This is a genomic window from Vibrio intestinalis (genome assembly GCF_025195085.2).
Classification (GTDB): domain Bacteria; phylum Pseudomonadota; class Gammaproteobacteria; order Enterobacterales; family Vibrionaceae; genus Vibrio; species Vibrio intestinalis.
This window is the reverse complement of the sequence record NZ_JANAVY020000001.1, coordinates 716681-734514: the sequence shown is the minus strand read 5'-3', so window position 1 is coordinate 734514 and position 17834 is coordinate 716681. Positions and strand designations below refer to the sequence as shown.

Below are 17834 nucleotides of genomic sequence, written 5' to 3'. Positions count from 1 at the left end.
TAGCGAAGAGGTAACTATGCAACAACAAGAAATGATTCAACCTTCTAATTTTGGTGTAATTAGCCGAACTAGCCTTTTCTCTTTGGTTGGTATTTTAGGCGTCTTTCTACTCGTATAATTGTTCACAACTCAGCTGTGAATAAGCTTATCAAGCGTGTGGGTACTAACTTATTGTCATTATTTGGCTAGATCCCACAAACTTGACTATGCTAACTTGCCACTACAAAGACCTATTCACGGATTGTATATGGCAGACCTTTCATCACTACGTATCTCACATCGTTTTAGCCAGCTTCCTGCTGCATTTTATTCCCATGTTCAACCTCAGCCGTTGGATAACACTCAATGGATTGCATGGAATGGCTCATTCGCCACCGAATTCGGCTTGCCTGCTCAGCCGCCAACAGATGCTCTCAAGCACTGGCTAGCTGGCGAAGTGACTACAGAACGTTTTAACCCGTTGGCGATGAAATATGCAGGTCACCAGTTTGGCGTTTACAATCCCGATCTCGGCGATGGCCGAGGTTTATTACTTGCTGAGTTGACCAACAATCAGGGCGAGGTGTTCGACCTGCATTTGAAAGGGGCGGGTTTAACACCTTATTCAAGAATGGGTGATGGCAGAGCCGTACTGAGATCAACCATTCGCGAATATTTGTGTAGTGAAGCCATGGCGGGTTTGGGGATTGCCACTACGCGCTCATTGGGAATGCTCAGTAGCGACACACCAGTATTCAGAGAGAAACAAGAATCTGGTGCGCTGCTACTGCGTATGGCGCAAACTCATATCCGATTTGGCCACTTTGAACACTTTTTCTATACCAATCAACTGGCTGAATTACGTTTGTTAGCTGACAAAGTTATTGAATGGTATTGGCCGGAATGCCAAAACGCAGAGCAGCCTTATCTCGCGATGTTTGAGAGTATTGTTGAGGCAACGGCTAAGATGATAGCTGATTGGCAAGCGGTCGGCTTTTGCCATGGAGTGATGAACACCGATAACATGTCGATACTCGGTCAAACGTTCGATTATGGGCCATTTGCCTTTCTTGATGATTATGATCCCCACTACATCTGTAATCACTCTGACTACCAAGGTCGCTATCGATTTGACCAACAGCCAAGAATCGCATTATGGAATTTGTCTGCTTTGGCTCACTCGCTATCACCGTTAATTGATAAGAGTCTGCTTGAGCAAGGTCTGGCGCAGTATGAAGTCAAACTAGGGCGCTTTTTTAGCTTTAATATGCGTGCAAAGTTGGGCCTACAAACCAAGCAGCAAGGTGATAGTGAGTTGTTTCAATCGCTATTTGATTTATTGCAGCAAAACCAAACCGACTACACTCGCTTTATGCGTCAGTTATCTATGCTGGATGGCGGTGAACGGGCGCAGCAAGCTGTATTGGATCTATGTGTCGATAGAGAGTCGGCCAGCAGTTGGCTTAATCGTTATATGCAGCGCTGTGAGCTAGAGCCGACGTCAGCCACTGAGCGTTGCGCAGCCATGCGTTTGGTCAACCCGAAATATATATTACGCAACTATCTTGCTCAGTTAGCTATCGACAAGGCAGAGCAGGGCGACTTTAGCCAAGTGCATACTTTGGTGACAATTTTATCTCAGCCATATCAAGAGCAACCAGAGCACTCTGCTTACGCTAACCTCCCGCCAGATTGGGGCAAAAGCATGGAGATTAGCTGCTCGTCGTAGGTGCATCCAAATATGAGCAGTTATCCACTCATCCAAGCTTTTTAGATGGGTGGATATCCACCCAAAACAGTGCTTGTTCGACGTTTGAAAGTGTTGAATAGATAAAGGACTAGATTGTTTAAGTTAATTAAAACAAAGGTTTAATTAAGTTTTGCCTAGGTTGGCTTAGTAATTGCCCTTATTGAACTATCAATCCCCAGTGATGGGGGTGTTCATTCAATAAGGAGAATAATAATGTTTAAGCCTTTGACCCTACTGTCTGTATCTGTTCTTGCTGCCACTAGCTTCAATGCATTGGCTAACTGTGATCCCGGTGAAACCGTGATTAAGTTTAGTCATGTGACCAATACAGATAAGCACCCGAAAGGGATTGCGGCTTCACTGCTTGAGCAGCGCGTAAATGAAGAGATGAACGGTAAAGTCTGTATGCAGGTTTTCCCTAACTCGACTCTTTACGATGATAATAAAGTGCTAGAAGCACTGTTAAATGGCGACGTGCAACTTGCTGCCCCTTCTCTGTCAAAGTTTGAAAAGTTCACGAAAAAATACCGTATCTTCGACTTGCCTTTCTTGTTTGAAGATGTGGATGCTGTTGATCGCTTCCAAAACTCAGAATCTGGCGACAAGCTGAAAAACGCAATGAAGCGCCGTGGCCTGCAAGGCTTAGCGTTTTGGCACAATGGCATGAAGCAGATGTCTGCCAACAAACCTCTTATTACCCCACAAGATGCAAAAGGTCTTAAATTCCGTGTGCAAGCATCAGATGTGCTAGTGGCTCAGTTTGAACAATTGGATGCCAACCCACAGAAGATGTCATTCAAAGAAGTGTATGGCGGTCTACAAACTAAGGTTATTGATGGCCAAGAGAACACATGGTCAAACATCTACGGTAAGAAGTTCTTTGAAGTACAAGACGGCATTACCGAAACCAACCACGGCATTCTTGATTACCTAGTGGTGACCTCAACTGATTTTTGGAGCAAGTTACCAGAAGATCAGCGTGAGCAACTGAACACTATTATTCAAGAAGTCACTCAAACCCGTAACTCAGAATCTACCCAAGTGAATATCGCCAATAAGAACAACATTATTGAAGCGGGTGGTGAAGTGCGTCAGCTCACCTCAGAGCAGCGTCAACAGTGGGTTACTGCGCTGCAACCTGTTTGGAAGAAGTTTGAAAAAGACATCGGTTCGGATCTGATTCAAGCCGCACTGGATTCTAATAATAACTAGTCACTCCCCCTTTGGGCTCTCTTATCGGGAAGAGGGCCCACTTTTCTCTTTTATCCCGACACTGTTTTTCAAATAACAATGAAAGAAGCGATTTACTATGGAACAGTCAATTTTCGCCCGAGTGGGTAGGGTAACTGATGCGATTGAAGAGACGCTGATAGCGTTTTTTCTTGGCGCGATGACTTTGCTAACGTTCGCCAACGTTATTTTTCGTTATGTGTTTAACGACAACATTCTTTGGGCACTTGAGCTCACGGTATTTATGTTCGCGTGGATGGTGCTTGTGGGTGCATCGTATGGTGTGAAGAAGCATTTTCATATTGGTGTCGATGTGATCATTAATATGGGCTCAGAGAAAACGCGTAAGGCTTATGCACTAGTTGCGGCTGCGTGCTGCCTTGCTTTTTCTACCTTACTACTCATCGGTTCTTGGAATTATTGGTATCCATTTGCGACTGATCGCGCTTGGTATGAAACCGATGATATTCCAATGCCAGAAATGTTGCAGTTTCTAGCAGACTGGCTCAATGAAGGCGAACGCTACGAAAAAATGCCGCGCTTTATCCCTTATATGGCTTTGCCGATAGGTATGGCCTTACTCACATTTAGATTCGCGCAAGCAACATGGCAAATAGCAACCGATCAAGTTGACCGTCTGATTGCAGGTCACGAAGCGGAAGAAGATCTTGAAGCATTAAAAGCGGAAATGGCCGAAGCTGGTGAAGCAATGGCTGAAAGCTCAACGGATACAACCAACAAGAACAAGGAGCGCTAAACCATGGATATTTTGTTTTTGTTCATCATGGTGATTGGCTTCATGCTGATTGGTGTGCCAATTGCCGTTTCGCTCGGCTTGTCGAGTATTGTTTTTTTGATGATTCATTCCGATGCGTCCCTGGCGTCGGTCGCGCAAACCCTATTTAACGCTTTCGCTGGTCATTACACTTTGTTAGCCATTCCATTCTTTATTTTGGCCTCCAGCTTTATGTCTACTGGTGGGGTAGCAAAAAGAATCATCCGCTTTGCGATTGCGATGGTGGGTTGGTTCCGCGGTGGCTTGGCGATGGCATCGGTAGTCGCTTGTATGATGTTTGCTGCGCTTTCGGGCTCGTCACCTGCAACGGTGGTAGCCATCGGTAGTATCGTGATCGCTGGTATGATCAAGAACGGCTACTCAAAAGACTTTGCTGCTGGGGTTATCTGTAATGCGGGTACGCTCGGTATTCTTATTCCACCGTCGATCGTAATGGTGGTATATGCAGCCGCAACGGATGTATCGGTCGGCCGTATGTTCTTAGGTGGGGTTATTCCGGGTTTGTTAGCTGGGGTGATGCTGATGATCGCCATATACATTGCGGCGCGTGTAAAGAACCTGCCTAAACAGCCTTTTGTTGGCTGGCAAGAGATGTTTGATTCGGCTAAAGATGCGAGCTGGGGATTATTGCTGGTGGTGATCATCCTTGGTGGTATTTATGGCGGAATTTTCACACCAACGGAGGCAGCAGCGGTTGCTGCGGTGTATTCGTTCTTTATCGCGAATTTTGTTTATAAAGACATGGGACCTTTTGCAGATAAAGAAAATACCAAGCCCGCACTGGTGAAAATTTGCCAAGCTTTTGTTCACCCAGATACCAAGCACACCCTGTATGAAGCGGGTAAGCTAACCATTATGCTGTTGTTCATCATTGCCAATGCTTTGATCCTTAAGCATGTGTTAACTGAAGAGCGCATTCCTCAAATGATCACAGAGTCAATGCTTTCGGCTGGTCTTGGGCCAATCACGTTCTTGATTGTGGTGAACGTGTTGCTGCTGATTGGCGGTCAATTCATGGAGCCATCGGGCTTATTGATCATCGTTGCACCTTTGGTGTTTCCTATTGCGATTGCACTTGGTATTGACCCGATTCATCTAGGTATCATGATGGTGGTTAACATGGAGATAGGCATGATTACGCCACCTGTAGGGCTTAACCTGTTTGTCACCGCGGGTGTGGCCAAGATGTCTATGATGCAAGTGGTGAAAGCCGCACTGCCATGGGTGGCTGTGATGTTCTTGTTCTTGATTATCGTGACTTATGTACCTTGGGTATCCACATGGTTACCTACCACTTTGATGGGGCCTGAAATCATCACCAAGTAATGATTAGATGATGGAGAGATTTGAACTCATCAACGTACGGTTGGTGGGTCAAATTTCTTCATCAATGGTTTTTCCTCGTCTTAGCCTCGGGTCACCCGAATGCCTTCTTTCATAAAACCGCCACTTCGTTGTGCGGTTTTTTCGTCTGTCTTTGCCAGAGCGCTGCTCAGCTTGATAGACGCCATCGACTTCGACTGCCTCAGCAATGATTGGGGTTTTAGATTTATCATTCATCGCGCGTTCTCAGCAATAGGGCCATTAAACTAAGTATTGGCGAATTTGTGCAAAAGGCCAAAATGGGGGGCGAGATGGAGATGAAAAAAAGAACCCAGCAGCGGAAGAGTATGCTGCTGGGGGAATCACTTTTAGCGGTTAAAAGCAAAGAAGAGTCGAGTTATGAGCTTGTAGGAGTCGTTCTTACAGCTAAAAACTCAACGTGCTCGCAGTGGAGCAGATACCGAGAGCCATCCTGTCATAATGACCATGAAAAAAACGTGAAATTTAACGCTCCATAATTCCAAATGGGAGACGTTAATGGGCTAAATCTCTAATAAAAATAAGTGTTTGTTGAGTCGCGATACAAAGATTGGCAGGATAGACACACTTTGATATCTGATAACATCAACAACATGAACAAGTTACTTCTGGTTGCGGGATGGCTTTTACTATCTTTCAGCGCGGTTGCGCAGTCGAATAATCTGCAAGTTGAACCGCAGTTCGTCTATCAAGACTTGGTTGGCGGTCCGTACTTTGATGAGTGGTCTGTCGCAGGCGATATAGAGAACAACAGAGATTTAGTGCTCTATCGCGCAGGAAAATCGGGTGAGCTAAAGGTTCCGGTTACAATGGATTGCCAATCTGGTCGTCTATCAGCATCAGGCAATGGCCTTTTGTTTGCTTACGAAAGTATTTCAGCGCAGGCTGCTGAAGAGTATTTTCCGCAGGGAATGACACAAGCGCTCTATGAATTAGTGTGCAATTAACGGAATAAACAAAATGAAGTACCAAGCAATAAAGGAATATACCGACCTACCTGAGAAGCCTATCAGAGTGGAAAAAGGCGAGCAGCTGACCTGGACTGAACAGTCTGATCCATTGGGAGATTGGCCGAATTGGGTCTATTGCCAAGGGCGAGATAAAGCTGGCTGGGTACCGAAACAAATTTTGCGTTTAGAAGGTGATAGCGCATTTGTTGAGGCAGACTACTTTGCGCATGAACATCTTCTCGTGGTAGGGGATGAGCTGCTAGCGCAATACGAGCTTAATGGCTGGATTTGGTGTGAGCACTTGAACCGAAATGGCGAGTTAGGTTGGGCTCCGTTGAACCATCTGAAAGTGGTGTCTTGAGCATACGGTTTGAAGCGATAGGTCGTAAAAAGTTAATTGATACTTGGAAAGTAAAATGACAATGAAAAAATGGACGGCTTTACTAGGTTTACTGCTAGTGTCGATGAGCACAATTGTAAATGCTGCGGGTGATACGGATGCATTTATTGATCGTGCGATATTAGGTTCCCACCCATTCACGTTGCAGTGGATTAATGACGCAAATGCGCTAAAGCCTGGCGAGATTATGTTTGTTCGAGATGGGAATGAATTAATCGCTAAAGGGTATCAAGAGGAGCCTGTTTCTGATGGCGTAAACTTCATGAAGTTAGAGGGTAAAGTGAAGGTCATTAATCCGCGAGAGCTTAGAATTACGGGCTCGTTGATTACGCGCGTTGATCATATTGCGGGTGGTGAAGTTCTTCTTCGTGAGGGGGAGTTTGTATTTAAGGCTCATGGTCAAAGACAATATTGGCGCATGCAAAATATGCGCGTTCATGAAGTAACGGATTACGTCGATATTCATTTTAAATGGTAACAAGCTGAGCGGTGGCAATAGTGACAAAAGGATTTGGTTACAAATGGATAGTATTGTTAGGTTTGCTAGCAACGCCTTATGGTGCAGTTGCGAAGACATTTCCTGACAGTTTAGTTTCGGCAGTCATGGAGCGAACTCAACACCAAGTTCGTTATGATGGCAGTTACCTGAGAATTGATTACCCCAACGGTGATGTGCCAGAAAGCATCGGCGTTTGTACTGATGTGGTTATTCGTAGTTATCGGACATTGGGCGTGGATTTGCAGCAATTAGTCCACGAGGATATGAGAGCAAATTTTGCTCAGTATCCTTCTAAGCGTATTTGGGGGTTAACTCGTCCTGATACCAACATCGATCACCGCAGAGTGCCTAATTTGCAGGCATTCTTTGAACGTCATGGTAAGTCGATTCCAGTCTCGCAACAAAGCTCTAGTTACAAAGCAGGTGACATAGTCACTTGGATGCTTCCGGGTAATCTTCCCCATATTGGCATTTTAGTGAGTGAGAAGTCTTCTGATGGTCAAAGATCTTTGGTGGTACACAACATTGGAGCAGGACCTGTAATGGAAGATATGTTGTTTGACTATAAGATTACAGGTCATTATCGATATGAGCCTTAAACCGTTTCTGTTTTGCAAAAGACGATCATTGGTAGGATTACCATGGCGTGGTTTTGTATTCGGTAGCTTCCTTTTGAGTAGCCTGCTATTTAGCGGTCGATGTTTAGCCGAGAGTGAATCCCTCACTGCAGTTAATTTTCAATGGTATCTCGATAATCATCAGCAAATTGTTGAAACCATTCAAGATGGCCAATCGGCAGAGGTTATCCCTATTGTGAATACTCTAGGCTCGATTTGGCAACGCAAGGATGGTGCTGTCTGGGTTGAAGTCGCTCCTGCTATTGCGCAAGCGTTAATGCACCAAAATGAGCTGATGTTGACTTGGTTTATTGCTCACCCCACCGCTTGGCAAGAGTGGCAGAGCAATATGACCAATGCCTTGTTTACCAATTGGGATGGCTCTGACCAACAAACCCAGCAGTTAGAAGCATTGCGTCAAACCATGCTGGATAAATTGGCTAAGTTGACCAAGTCTCCGACTAGTGAACAGCAGTCAGCAATGAATCAAACCTTACACGCGCTTATTTCTGCTTCATCAGTTCGTGTTATTGACTGAACATTCATTGGTTTGCTTTGTAGTCTTGTTTGTCTAAACCATATTTTTGCATTTTGTCGTATAGGGTTTTTCGCGCCACTTGCAACACTTCGAGCGTCTCATTAATTTTACCCTGATTTTGATTGAGTGCTTGTTCGATAGTGAGCTTTTCAAACTCGGCAACTTGTTGAGCAAGGGATAATTGTTCGTTGTTACTGCTAGGCTGGCTTAGGTCGCCTAAGTTTCCGAGTAGGACAAACCGTTCAGCGCAATTTCTGAGTTCACGAACGTTGCCCGGCCAATCATGGCTAATTAGAGCTTGTAGATCTGCGCTAGGCAGCGAACTTGCATCTTTGCCAAAACGTGCAGCCGCGACCAATAAAAAGTGATGAAATAGCGCGGGTATATCATCTATGCGTTGCCTTAATGGCGGAAGGTCTAAGGTGACTACGTTTAAGCGATAATACAGGTCTTCTCTGAAATCCCCTTGGGCAGCGGCTTGTTTCAAATCGACTTTCGTCGCTGCTATGACTCGAATATCAATAGGGCGTAATGTATTAGAGCCCACACGCTCTATGCTGCGCTCTTGCAGTACGCGCAATAGGCGAATTTGCGCCTGCATCGGCATCGACTCAATTTCATCAAGGAATAAAGTGCCTTTGTCGGCATGTTCAAACTTACCGATTCGCCGGCTATCTGCGCCAGTAAATGCGCCTTTCTCGTGCCCGTACAGTTCACTTTCTATTAGGTTTTCAGGCACTGCGCCGCAGTTGATGGCGACGAAATTTTCTTCTCTGCGAGAGCTTTGTTCGTGAATCGAACGTGCGAACAACTCTTTGCCTGTGCCTGTCTCACCAAACAGCAAAATGTCTGCGTTGGTATCTGCGATGTGAGTGATGGTGTCACGTAAGTTCTGAATTGATTGATTGTCGCCGATGATCCGTGGTCCGAGTGTTTGGCTCGCTTTTAAACTGCGTTTAAGCGCTTGGTTTTCCAGTGTTAAAGCGCGTTTGTCTAATGCGCGTCTGGTGGTATCAATTAAACGATCAATCGGAAATGGCTTCTCAATAAAATCGTAAGCGCCATTATGCAGTGCATTGACCGCCATCTGAATATCACCATGGCCGGTAATGAGAATGACCGGCACATCTGCATCTTGATGTAACACACTAGAGAGTAGGTTTTCACCTGATAGCCCGGGCAAGCAAATATCAGTAATCACCACTTTCGGCATTCCTTGCTGTTTGATGGCCAGTAACGCCTCTTCTGCATTCGCAAAAAACTGGGCAGAAATATCTTCAAGCTCAAAGCTCTGTTCAATGGCAAGTCTGATATCGCTCTCATCATCGATAAAAAATACGTCTTCCATTGCTAATCCTTTATTGGCTGTTTTGCAGTGGGGAGGGTGACTGTAAATCTAGCCCCGCCGAGTGGTGAGAGTCCGTAACTCAGTGACCCGCCCATTGCCTGCATAATTTGTTGTGAAATCGACAAACCAAGCCCTAGGCCATTTTTCTTGGTGGTGTAAAACGGCTCAAATAATTTGTTTTGTTGCTGCATAGATAAGCCTTCACCGTTGTCATCGATATGAATCTTCACTTGCGAAGCTTCAATTTGGCTGTGAATTTGTATTGCTCGCTCAGGTTGGTCGTCCATGGCCTGTATGGCATTGGTCAGCAGGTTGATGATTACTTGCTCAAATTGGATTGGATTGACGTCCACTTGAACTGGTTGCTCATCAAGCGACATAGTGAGTTGAATTTGATTTGATTTTAATTGCGGTGCAATTAAATCTCGTGCAGCAATGATCAGTGGTGTGAGCATAACAACTTGCGTCTCACTAGCATCGGATTTGCGGGCAAAAGATTTAAGTTGCTCGCTGATTTTTGCCATGCGGTCGGTTAAGGCTGAAATGCGCGCTAAGTTGTCATCGACTGTGTCATGTTTGCCTTTTACTAAATAGCGTCTGCCGTTATCTGCGAAGCTTAGAATCGCCGCGAGCGGGTTATTAAGTTCATGGCTGATACTCGCCGACATTTGCCCAAGTACCGCTAGCTTAGCCGCTTGAACCAACTCATCTTGAGTTTGCCTCAACGCCTGCTCGGTTTTAATTCGCTCGTTGATCTCGGCATGCAGTTCAGCGGTGCGCTCCATCACTTGAAACTCCAGCTTTTGCTTTGCTTCAGATTGCAGTTGTTCAAATTGGCGCTTTTTCAGGTGTCTCTGATAAAAAAGTTGCAGCGATAAATAGGCAATAACAAATAACAGCGTGGCAAATAAAATAAAACTCTGTACAGACCACAATATGGTGCGTTTGGGGGTTAACACCCGAATGGTTAACGCCACATTGGCCAGAGGTTTGGAGGAGACAATATAGTCGCCTTGCCAACCCCCTTGGTGACGGTTAGTGAGCTCTGTGTGCGTGTCGTTAGATATCTCACCGGATAGCCCGATAGAATTAAGAGGGGCATCTAAGTATTGGCGTGATTGATAAATACGTTTTTTTTGAATCTCGCTAAGAGCGGTGAGGCTATGAAATAACCACTGACTTTTGCTCGACATAAAGATCACTTGGTTTGGGTCAGTGGCAACAAACAAACTGCGTTCGCTACTCCAGTTATCTTCAATGCGTGATAGATCCATTTTGATCACGATAACCCCAATAATTTCGGCGGCATAAACCACGGGGTAGGAGTAGTAATAGCCTCGCTGCCCAGAGGTAGAACCAAGCGCGTAATATTGACTGCTTTGGCCTTGAATGGCTTGAGAGAAGTATGGTCGCCATGCAAAATTCTTACCGACAAAACTGCGGGATAAATTCCAGTTGCTAGCGGCAATGGTGTTGCCTTGAGCGTCTAATAGGTAGCTATCCGCGGCTTTTATTACTTGATTTACATCGCTTAAATAGCGATTGGTTAAATCCACTTGGGCGGAATTGCTTGGGTGATTAAGGGCAGCGATAATTTCGCTGTCTTGAGCAAGTAATTGTGGCAGATGCGCATACTTATCGAGCTGGGTTTGAATGTGGCTTGCGAAGCGTTCTAGCTCGGAATCGTGTTGTTCAAGTTGGCTTTGGTAACGCGCGCTCCAAACCCAACTTGCACCGAGTAAGGTACAAATAATAAACAGGGTAAACAGGTAGATATTGGCACGCCGAATCGTCACTCTGTCCTCCTGACTTTATTATTTGAGTTTAGATAGATTACTGGCTTTTGTTACTAAGGTGTTGTGATAGGTTACGAAAATGGGCGCTAAAACCGGACTTAGATCTCCTTTTACTATTCGAAGTAAAAAAAACGCTAGTTTCTCTTGAAAAAGCCATTAATGTCCCCATTTCTGACAACGTTACTGTTTAATCCGTTCGTTTTTGGAGCAGTTAACTGAGAATTTAGGATAATCCCGGCATGTTATCGGTGATTGGCTCGACAGCACTGGCGTAGGTCGTTAGAATGCTGCGTCTAAAATTATATCCTGAGACTAATCGGAGATACCTTTTACTCTTTGCAGAGAAGATATCGCTAATTAGTTTGCCAACAAGCTTAGATTTTGTTGGTGATTCTCTAAATTGAATGGTGCTCTTTGAGTACAAACAAGGATGCAGCTACCACGCTTAAAGTCGGTAGCTCATACGCTCAGCAACCCTGAGCCAGTATTGAGGTTAATGAATAATGCAAGTTACTGTTGAAACGCTAGAAGGCCTAGAGCGCCGTCTTAACATTACTGTTCCAGCTGCAAACATCGAAGATGCAGTTACAGCGGAACTACGCAACATCGCTAAGAACCGTCGTTTCGATGGTTTCCGTAAAGGTAAAGTGCCTCTAAAAATGGTTGCGAAGATGTACGGCAAAGCAGTACGTCAAGACGTGATGGGCGAAGTAATGCAACGTCACTTCATCGAAGCGATCGTTAAAGAGAAAGTAAACCCAGCAGGCGCACCTACTTTCGCACCAGTAGAAAGCAAAGAAGGCGAAGACCTAGTTTTCACTGCAACTTTTGAAGTTTACCCAGAAGTTGAGCTAAAAGGCCTAGAAAACATCACTGTTGAAAAACCTGTAACTGAAGTAAACGATGCTGACGTTGAAGAGATGATCGACACTCTACGTAAGCAGCAAGCGACTTGGGCAGAAGTTGAAGAAGCAGCTGAAGACGGCAAACGCGCAACTATCGATTTCGTTGGTTCAATCGACGGCGAAGAGTTCGAAGGCGGTAAAGCTGAGAACTTCCCTCTAGAAATGGGCGCTGGTCGCATGATCCCTGGTTTTGAAGACGGTATCGCAGGCAAGACTGCTGGTATGGAATTCGAAATCGACGTAACTTTCCCAGAAGATTACCACGCAGAAGCGCTTAAAGGTAAAGCAGCTAAGTTTGCAATCAAAGTAAACAAAGTTGAAGCGCGTGAGCTACCAGAACTAAACGAAGAATTCGTTGCTAAGTTCGGTGCTGAAGGTGGCGTTGAAGGTCTTAAAGCTGAAGTTCGTAAGAACATGGAACGCGAACTTAAGCAAGCTGTTAAGAACCGCATCAAAGAGCAAGCTCTTGACGGTCTAGTAAACGAGAACGACCTAGACGTTCCTGCTGCACTTATCGACCAAGAAATCGGTACGCTACGTCAGCAAGCTGCACAACGTTTCGGTGGCAACCCAGAAGCTGCTGCACAGCTTCCACGTGAGCTATTCGAAGAGCAAGCTAAGCGTCGCGTAGTTGTTGGTCTTCTATTAGGTGAAGTAATCAAGTCTGAAGAGCTAAAAGCTGACGATGAGAAAGTAAAAGCAATCATCGAAGAGATGGCAACTGCATACGAAGATCCATCAGAAGTTGTTGCTTACTACGAGCAAAACGAGCAGATGATGAACAACATGCGCAACGTTGCTCTAGAAGAGCAAGCAATTGACGCAATCATCGCTAAAGCACAGGTTACTGAGAAAGCAGTTAGCTTCAACGAGCTAATGAACCAACAGCCTGCACAATAAGCAATATCTTGCGTAGAAAAGTTGACTAAACGTTAACTATTCTGCTAACAATGGTCCGTATGATATGTATCATCCGGGCCATTTATTTTAGGGACATCAGAATATGAACTACCAAGAACAAAATGCAATGTCACCAATCATGAACGCACTCGTACCAATGGTCGTTGAACAAACTTCCCGTGGTGAACGTTCTTATGATATTTACTCGCGACTGCTAAAAGAACGAATCATTTTCTTGACTGGTCAAGTGGAAGACAACATGGCTAACCTTGTGGTTGCTCAGCTGCTTTTCCTTGAATCAGAGAACCCAGACAAAGATATCTTCCTATACATCAACTCGCCAGGCGGCAGTGTAACAGCGGGTATGTCTATCTATGACACCATGCAGTTCATCAAGCCAAACGTAAGTACGCTATGTACTGGCCAAGCTTGCTCAATGGGTGCATTCCTATTGGCTGGTGGCGCACCAGGTAAGCGTTTTGCGCTGCCAAACTCTCGAGTGATGATTCACCAACCGCTAGGTGGCTTCCAAGGTCAAGCGTCTGATATCCAAATTCACGCGCAAGAAATCCTAAGCATTAAAGAGAAGCTAAACACGCTACTTGCTGAACATACTGGTCAACCGCTAGAAGTGATCGAAAAAGACACTGATCGCGATAACTTTATGTCAGCAGCTCAAGCAGCGGAATATGGCATCATTGACCAAGTTTTAACCCATCGCGGTTAATTGGTTTCTTTTTGAGTGATAATTGCTCAGATTGAGACGGATATATACTCAATTCTGAGGGGCAATTTAGAGTAAATTGTTATACACTCAGATCGTAAAGAGAAAAGGCTAAGAGGTTAGCGAATGACAGATAAAAGCAAAGAGGGCGGTAGTAGCAAACTGTTGTACTGTTCTTTCTGCGGTAAGAGCCAGCACGAAGTTCGCAAGCTGATCGCCGGCCCGTCAGTCTACATCTGTGACGAATGTGTCGATCTATGTAACGACATTATTCGCGAAGAGATCAAAGATGTGCTTCCTAAGAAACAGTCTGAAGCGTTACCAACGCCGAAAGACATTCGTGAGCACCTAGATGATTATGTGATTGGCCAAGATTACGCTAAAAAAGTGCTAGCCGTAGCCGTTTATAATCACTACAAGCGTTTACGCAATGGTGATACAACGAGCGAAGGCGTTGAGCTAGGTAAGAGTAATATCCTACTAATCGGCCCAACGGGTAGTGGTAAAACACTATTGGCTGAAACATTGGCTCGTTTCCTTGATGTACCGTTCACAATGGCAGATGCAACCACACTAACCGAAGCTGGTTACGTGGGTGAAGATGTAGAAAACATCATTCAGAAACTGCTACAAAAATGTGATTACGACGTAGCGAAAGCTGAACGCGGCATCGTGTACATTGATGAAATCGACAAGATTTCACGCAAAGCTGAAAACCCATCGATCACTCGTGACGTATCGGGTGAAGGTGTTCAGCAAGCGCTATTGAAACTGATTGAAGGTACGGTAGCTTCTGTTCCACCTCAAGGTGGTCGTAAGCACCCTCAACAAGAGTTCCTACAAGTTGATACATCTAAGATCCTATTTATCTGTGGCGGCGCATTCGCTGGCCTAGATAAAGTGATCGACCAACGTGTAGCGACGGGTACTGGTATCGGTTTTGGCGCAGAAGTTCGCTCAAAAGACGAAAGCAAAACTGTGGGTGAGTTGTTCACGCAAGTAGAACCAGAAGATTTGGTGAAGTACGGTCTGATTCCAGAATTCATCGGTCGTCTACCTGTAACAACAACACTAGCAGAGCTAGATGAAGACGCACTGCTTCAAATCCTTTGTGAACCGAAGAACGCATTGACTAAACAATACGGTGCTCTATTCGAGCTAGAAAATTCTGAGCTTGAGTTCCGTGAAGACGCACTGCGCGCGATTGCTAAAAAAGCAATGGAGCGTAAAACAGGTGCTCGTGGTCTGCGTTCAATCCTTGAAGGTGTTCTATTGGAAACAATGTATGAACTGCCATCTATGGATAACGTAAGCAAAGTGGTTATTGATGAGTCAGTCATCAAAGGTGAGTCTGATCCGCTGCTGATTTACAGCAACGCAGACAACCAAGCCGCAGGCGCTGAATCGTAATTTAATGCGATTAAACAAACAGAAAGTTAAAGGAGCTAAGCAATTAGCTCCTTTTTTTTATTCCTCCATTGAAACCAACCAATTAGTCCCCATATACTCACTTAAGTAATACGTTAAACGTTATAGCGGAAGAGAGAATAATATGAACTTGGAACGTTCCGAACGTATCGAGATCCCTGTACTGCCTCTTAGAGACGTCGTTGTTTACCCGCACATGGTAATTCCTCTGTTTGTTGGCCGTGAAAAGTCGATTGCTTGCTTAGAAGCCGCAATGGATAACAACAAACAAGTGCTTCTTGTCGCTCAAAAAGAAGCAGACACCGATGAACCTTCAAAAGATGACCTATTTGAAGTAGGTACAGTTGCTACGATTCTACAGTTGTTGAAACTACCAGACGGCACAGTAAAAGTGTTGGTTGAAGGTCAGCAGCGTGCAAAAATTAATCAATTTATCGAAAATGATTTCTTCTTAGCTGATGCTGAATATTTGGTAACAGCCGATCTAGACGAGCGCGAGCAAGAAGTTATTGTTCGCAGCGCGATCAACCAGTTTGAAGGCTTCATTAAGCTTAATAACAAAATTCCGCCAGAAGTACTAACCTCGCTTAACGGCATCGATGAAGCTGCCCGTTTAGCGGATACTATCGCAGCGCATATGCCGCTGAAATTGGTTGATAAACAGAACGTACTTGAGTTGTTGGATGTGACAGAGCGTCTTGAGTTCCTTATGGGACAGATGGAATCTGAAATTGACATCCTACAAGTTGAGAAACGCATTCGTACTCGCGTTAAAAAGCAGATGGAAAAATCTCAGCGTGAGTATTACCTGAATGAGCAAATGAAAGCCATTCAGAAAGAGCTGGGTGAAAGCGAAGATGGCGTTGATGAATTCGAAACTCTAAAACAGAAGATCGAAGAGTCAAAAATGCCTCAAGAAGCGCGCGAAAAAACTGAACAAGAACTGCAAAAGCTGAAGATGATGTCTCCGATGTCAGCTGAAGCGACAGTAGTGCGTGGTTACATCGATTGGATGCTAGGCGTACCTTGGCACAAGCGTTCTAAGGTTAAGAAAAACCTAGCTAAAGCAGAAGAAGTGCTTAATGAAGACCACTATGGTCTAGAGCGTGTTAAAGAACGCATTCTGGAGTACTTGGCGGTTCAAAACCGAATCAACAAGCTTAAAGGTCCAATTCTTTGCTTAGTTGGTCCTCCGGGTGTAGGTAAAACTTCGCTTGGCCGCTCTATTGCTGCGGCTACCGGTCGTAAATACACCCGTATGGCGCTAGGTGGTGTACGTGATGAAGCGGAAATCCGCGGTCACCGTCGTACTTACATTGGTTCTATGCCGGGTAAACTGATCCAGAAGATGTCGAAAGTTGGCGTGAAAAACCCGCTATTCCTTCTAGATGAGATCGACAAAATGTCTTCGGATATGCGTGGTGATCCATCATCAGCGCTACTTGAAGTACTAGACCCAGAGCAAAACAACGCGTTTAACGATCACTACCTAGAAGTCGATTACGATCTATCTGACGTCATGTTTGTCGCAACGTCTAACTCGATGAATATCCCTGGTCCATTATTAGACCGTATGGAAGTGATTCGTCTATCTGGCTACACAGAAGATGAGAAGCTAAACATTGCTAAGCGTCACCTTGTCGATAAGCAAGTAAAGCGTAATGGCCTGAAGCCAAATGAAATTACCATCGAAGATTCAGCTATCATCGGTATTATTCGTTACTACACGCGTGAAGCGGGTGTACGTAGCCTAGAGCGTGAGATTTCTAAACTGTGTCGTAAAGCAGTGAAGAACATCCTGCTTAAGCCTGAGTTGAAGTCTGTTGTGGTAACAATGGACAACCTAAAAGAGTACTTAGGTGTTCAACGCCATGACTACGGTAAGGCGGACGATAGCAACCGTATTGGTCAAGTAACTGGTCTTGCATGGACAGAAGTTGGTGGCGATCTACTGACTATCGAAACTGAATCTATGCCAGGTAAAGGCAAGTTGACTCAAACCGGTTCGCTTGGCGACGTAATGAAAGAGTCTATCCAAGCAGCGATGACGGTTGTGCGTTCTCGCGCTGAGAAGCTAGGTATCAACTCAGACTTCTACGAAAAGCGTGATATCCACGTGCACGTACCTGAAGGTGCAACACCGAAAGATGGCCCAAGTGCGGGTATCGCAATGTGTACTGCGCTGGTTTCTAGCTTAACGGGTAACCCTGTGAAAGCAGAAGTGGGTATGACAGGTGAGATTACCCTACGAGGTGAAGTTTTACCTATCGGTGGTTTGAAAGAAAAACTGCTTGCAGCACACCGTGGCGGCATCAAAACTGTACTGATTCCAAAAGACAACGAACGTGATTTGGAAGAGATTCCTGAGAACGTGATCGCAGACTTGAAGGTTATTCCAGTGCAGTGGATCGACGAGGTACTGAGTGTTGCGCTTGAAAAAGACCCTACGGGTGTCGAGTTTGCTGCTGGAAAATAGTGATGTGCAGCAAAAATAAGTAAAAGATTACGCTGATTAGCCCAAAAATGCTTGTCAGCGTTTTTTTTGGGCGCTAAGTTTAGCGACTGTAGCTTGAAGCCTTGATAAATAAGGGTTTGAGCTTGATTTGAAACTA

The 17834-nt window shown here is 45.0% G+C and carries 16 protein-coding genes; 13 read left to right on the top strand and 3 right to left on the bottom strand.

Going from position 1 to position 17834, the window contains the following annotated elements:
* Positions 1-247: 247 nt before the first annotated feature.
* The 4 genes from MU515_RS03200 (at position 248) to MU515_RS03185 (ending at position 5081) form a co-directional block, all read left to right on the top strand.
* Positions 248-1708, top strand: a complete 1461-nt coding sequence (locus MU515_RS03200) for a protein adenylyltransferase SelO (protein ID WP_260258927.1) — start codon at positions 248-250, stop codon at positions 1706-1708.
* Between the two features lie 234 nt (positions 1709-1942).
* Entirely contained in the window at positions 1943-2941 is a 999-nt protein-coding gene (locus tag MU515_RS03195; RefSeq protein WP_260258926.1) for a TRAP transporter substrate-binding protein, read from the top strand.
* Positions 2942-3038: 97 nt separating this feature from the next.
* Positions 3039-3716 (top strand): TRAP transporter small permease, encoded by a 678-nt coding sequence (locus MU515_RS03190; RefSeq protein WP_260258925.1) that lies wholly within the window; start codon positions 3039-3041, stop codon positions 3714-3716.
* A 3-nt stretch (positions 3717-3719) separates the two neighbouring features.
* Positions 3720-5081: a TRAP transporter large permease gene (locus tag MU515_RS03185; protein WP_260258924.1), complete on the top strand. Its 1362-nt coding sequence runs from the start codon at positions 3720-3722 to the stop codon at positions 5079-5081.
* 48 nt (positions 5082-5129) lie between these two features.
* Here the strand turns inward: MU515_RS03185 and MU515_RS03180 are convergent, their stop codons facing one another.
* Positions 5130-5315, bottom strand: coding sequence for a hypothetical protein (locus MU515_RS03180; RefSeq protein WP_260258923.1), 186 nt, complete (start codon positions 5313-5315; stop codon positions 5130-5132).
* 395 nt (positions 5316-5710) lie between these two features.
* Between MU515_RS03180 and MU515_RS03175 the strand changes: the two genes are divergently transcribed.
* From MU515_RS03175 to MU515_RS03155, 5 genes are read left to right on the top strand one after another with little or no spacing between them, the layout of a single operon-like run.
* Positions 5711-6064: a hypothetical protein gene (locus tag MU515_RS03175; RefSeq protein ID WP_260258922.1), complete on the top strand. Its 354-nt coding sequence runs from the start codon at positions 5711-5713 to the stop codon at positions 6062-6064.
* Positions 6065-6077: 13 nt separating this feature from the next.
* The gene (locus MU515_RS03170) at positions 6078-6428 is read left to right on the top strand and encodes an SH3 domain-containing protein (protein ID WP_260258921.1); all 351 of its coding nucleotides are present in this window, start codon (positions 6078-6080) and stop codon (positions 6426-6428) included.
* Between the two features lie 55 nt (positions 6429-6483).
* Entirely contained in the window at positions 6484-6945 is a 462-nt protein-coding gene (locus MU515_RS03165; RefSeq protein ID WP_260258920.1) for a hypothetical protein, read from the top strand.
* A gap of 20 nt (positions 6946-6965) precedes the next feature.
* Entirely contained in the window at positions 6966-7565 is a 600-nt protein-coding gene (locus MU515_RS03160) for a DUF1287 domain-containing protein (protein WP_260258919.1), read from the top strand.
* Positions 7566-7593: 28 nt separating this feature from the next.
* On the top strand, positions 7594-8121 hold the full coding sequence (locus tag MU515_RS03155; RefSeq protein ID WP_260258918.1) for a hypothetical protein: 528 nt from the start codon (positions 7594-7596) through the stop codon (positions 8119-8121).
* A gap of 4 nt (positions 8122-8125) precedes the next feature.
* On the opposite strand, the gene MU515_RS03150 is transcribed toward MU515_RS03155, so the two are convergent.
* Complete coding sequence (locus tag MU515_RS03150) at positions 8126-9469, bottom strand: sigma-54-dependent transcriptional regulator (protein WP_260258917.1); 1344 nt, start codon at positions 9467-9469, stop codon at positions 8126-8128.
* A gap of 2 nt (positions 9470-9471) precedes the next feature.
* Positions 9472-11265 (bottom strand): sensor histidine kinase, encoded by a 1794-nt coding sequence (locus MU515_RS03145; protein WP_260258916.1) that lies wholly within the window; start codon positions 11263-11265, stop codon positions 9472-9474.
* Positions 11266-11768: 503 nt separating this feature from the next.
* Here MU515_RS03145 and tig point away from each other — a divergent pair.
* The 4 genes from tig (at position 11769) to lon (ending at position 17698) form a co-directional block, all read left to right on the top strand.
* Positions 11769-13070 carry a trigger factor gene (gene tig / locus MU515_RS03140; protein WP_260258915.1) on the top strand — a complete coding sequence of 434 codons (1302 nt, stop codon included), beginning with the start codon at positions 11769-11771 and terminating at the stop codon, positions 13068-13070.
* A gap of 103 nt (positions 13071-13173) precedes the next feature.
* A complete protein-coding gene (clpP, locus tag MU515_RS03135) occupies positions 13174-13797 on the top strand; it encodes an ATP-dependent Clp endopeptidase proteolytic subunit ClpP (RefSeq protein ID WP_260258914.1) in 624 nt (207 codons plus the stop codon).
* A 123-nt stretch (positions 13798-13920) separates the two neighbouring features.
* Positions 13921-15204, top strand: coding sequence for an ATP-dependent protease ATP-binding subunit ClpX (gene clpX, locus MU515_RS03130; RefSeq protein WP_260258913.1), 1284 nt, complete (start codon positions 13921-13923; stop codon positions 15202-15204).
* A gap of 142 nt (positions 15205-15346) precedes the next feature.
* Positions 15347-17698, top strand: a complete 2352-nt coding sequence (lon, locus tag MU515_RS03125) for an endopeptidase La (protein WP_260258912.1) — start codon at positions 15347-15349, stop codon at positions 17696-17698.
* The last annotated feature ends 136 nt before the right edge of the window (positions 17699-17834 follow it).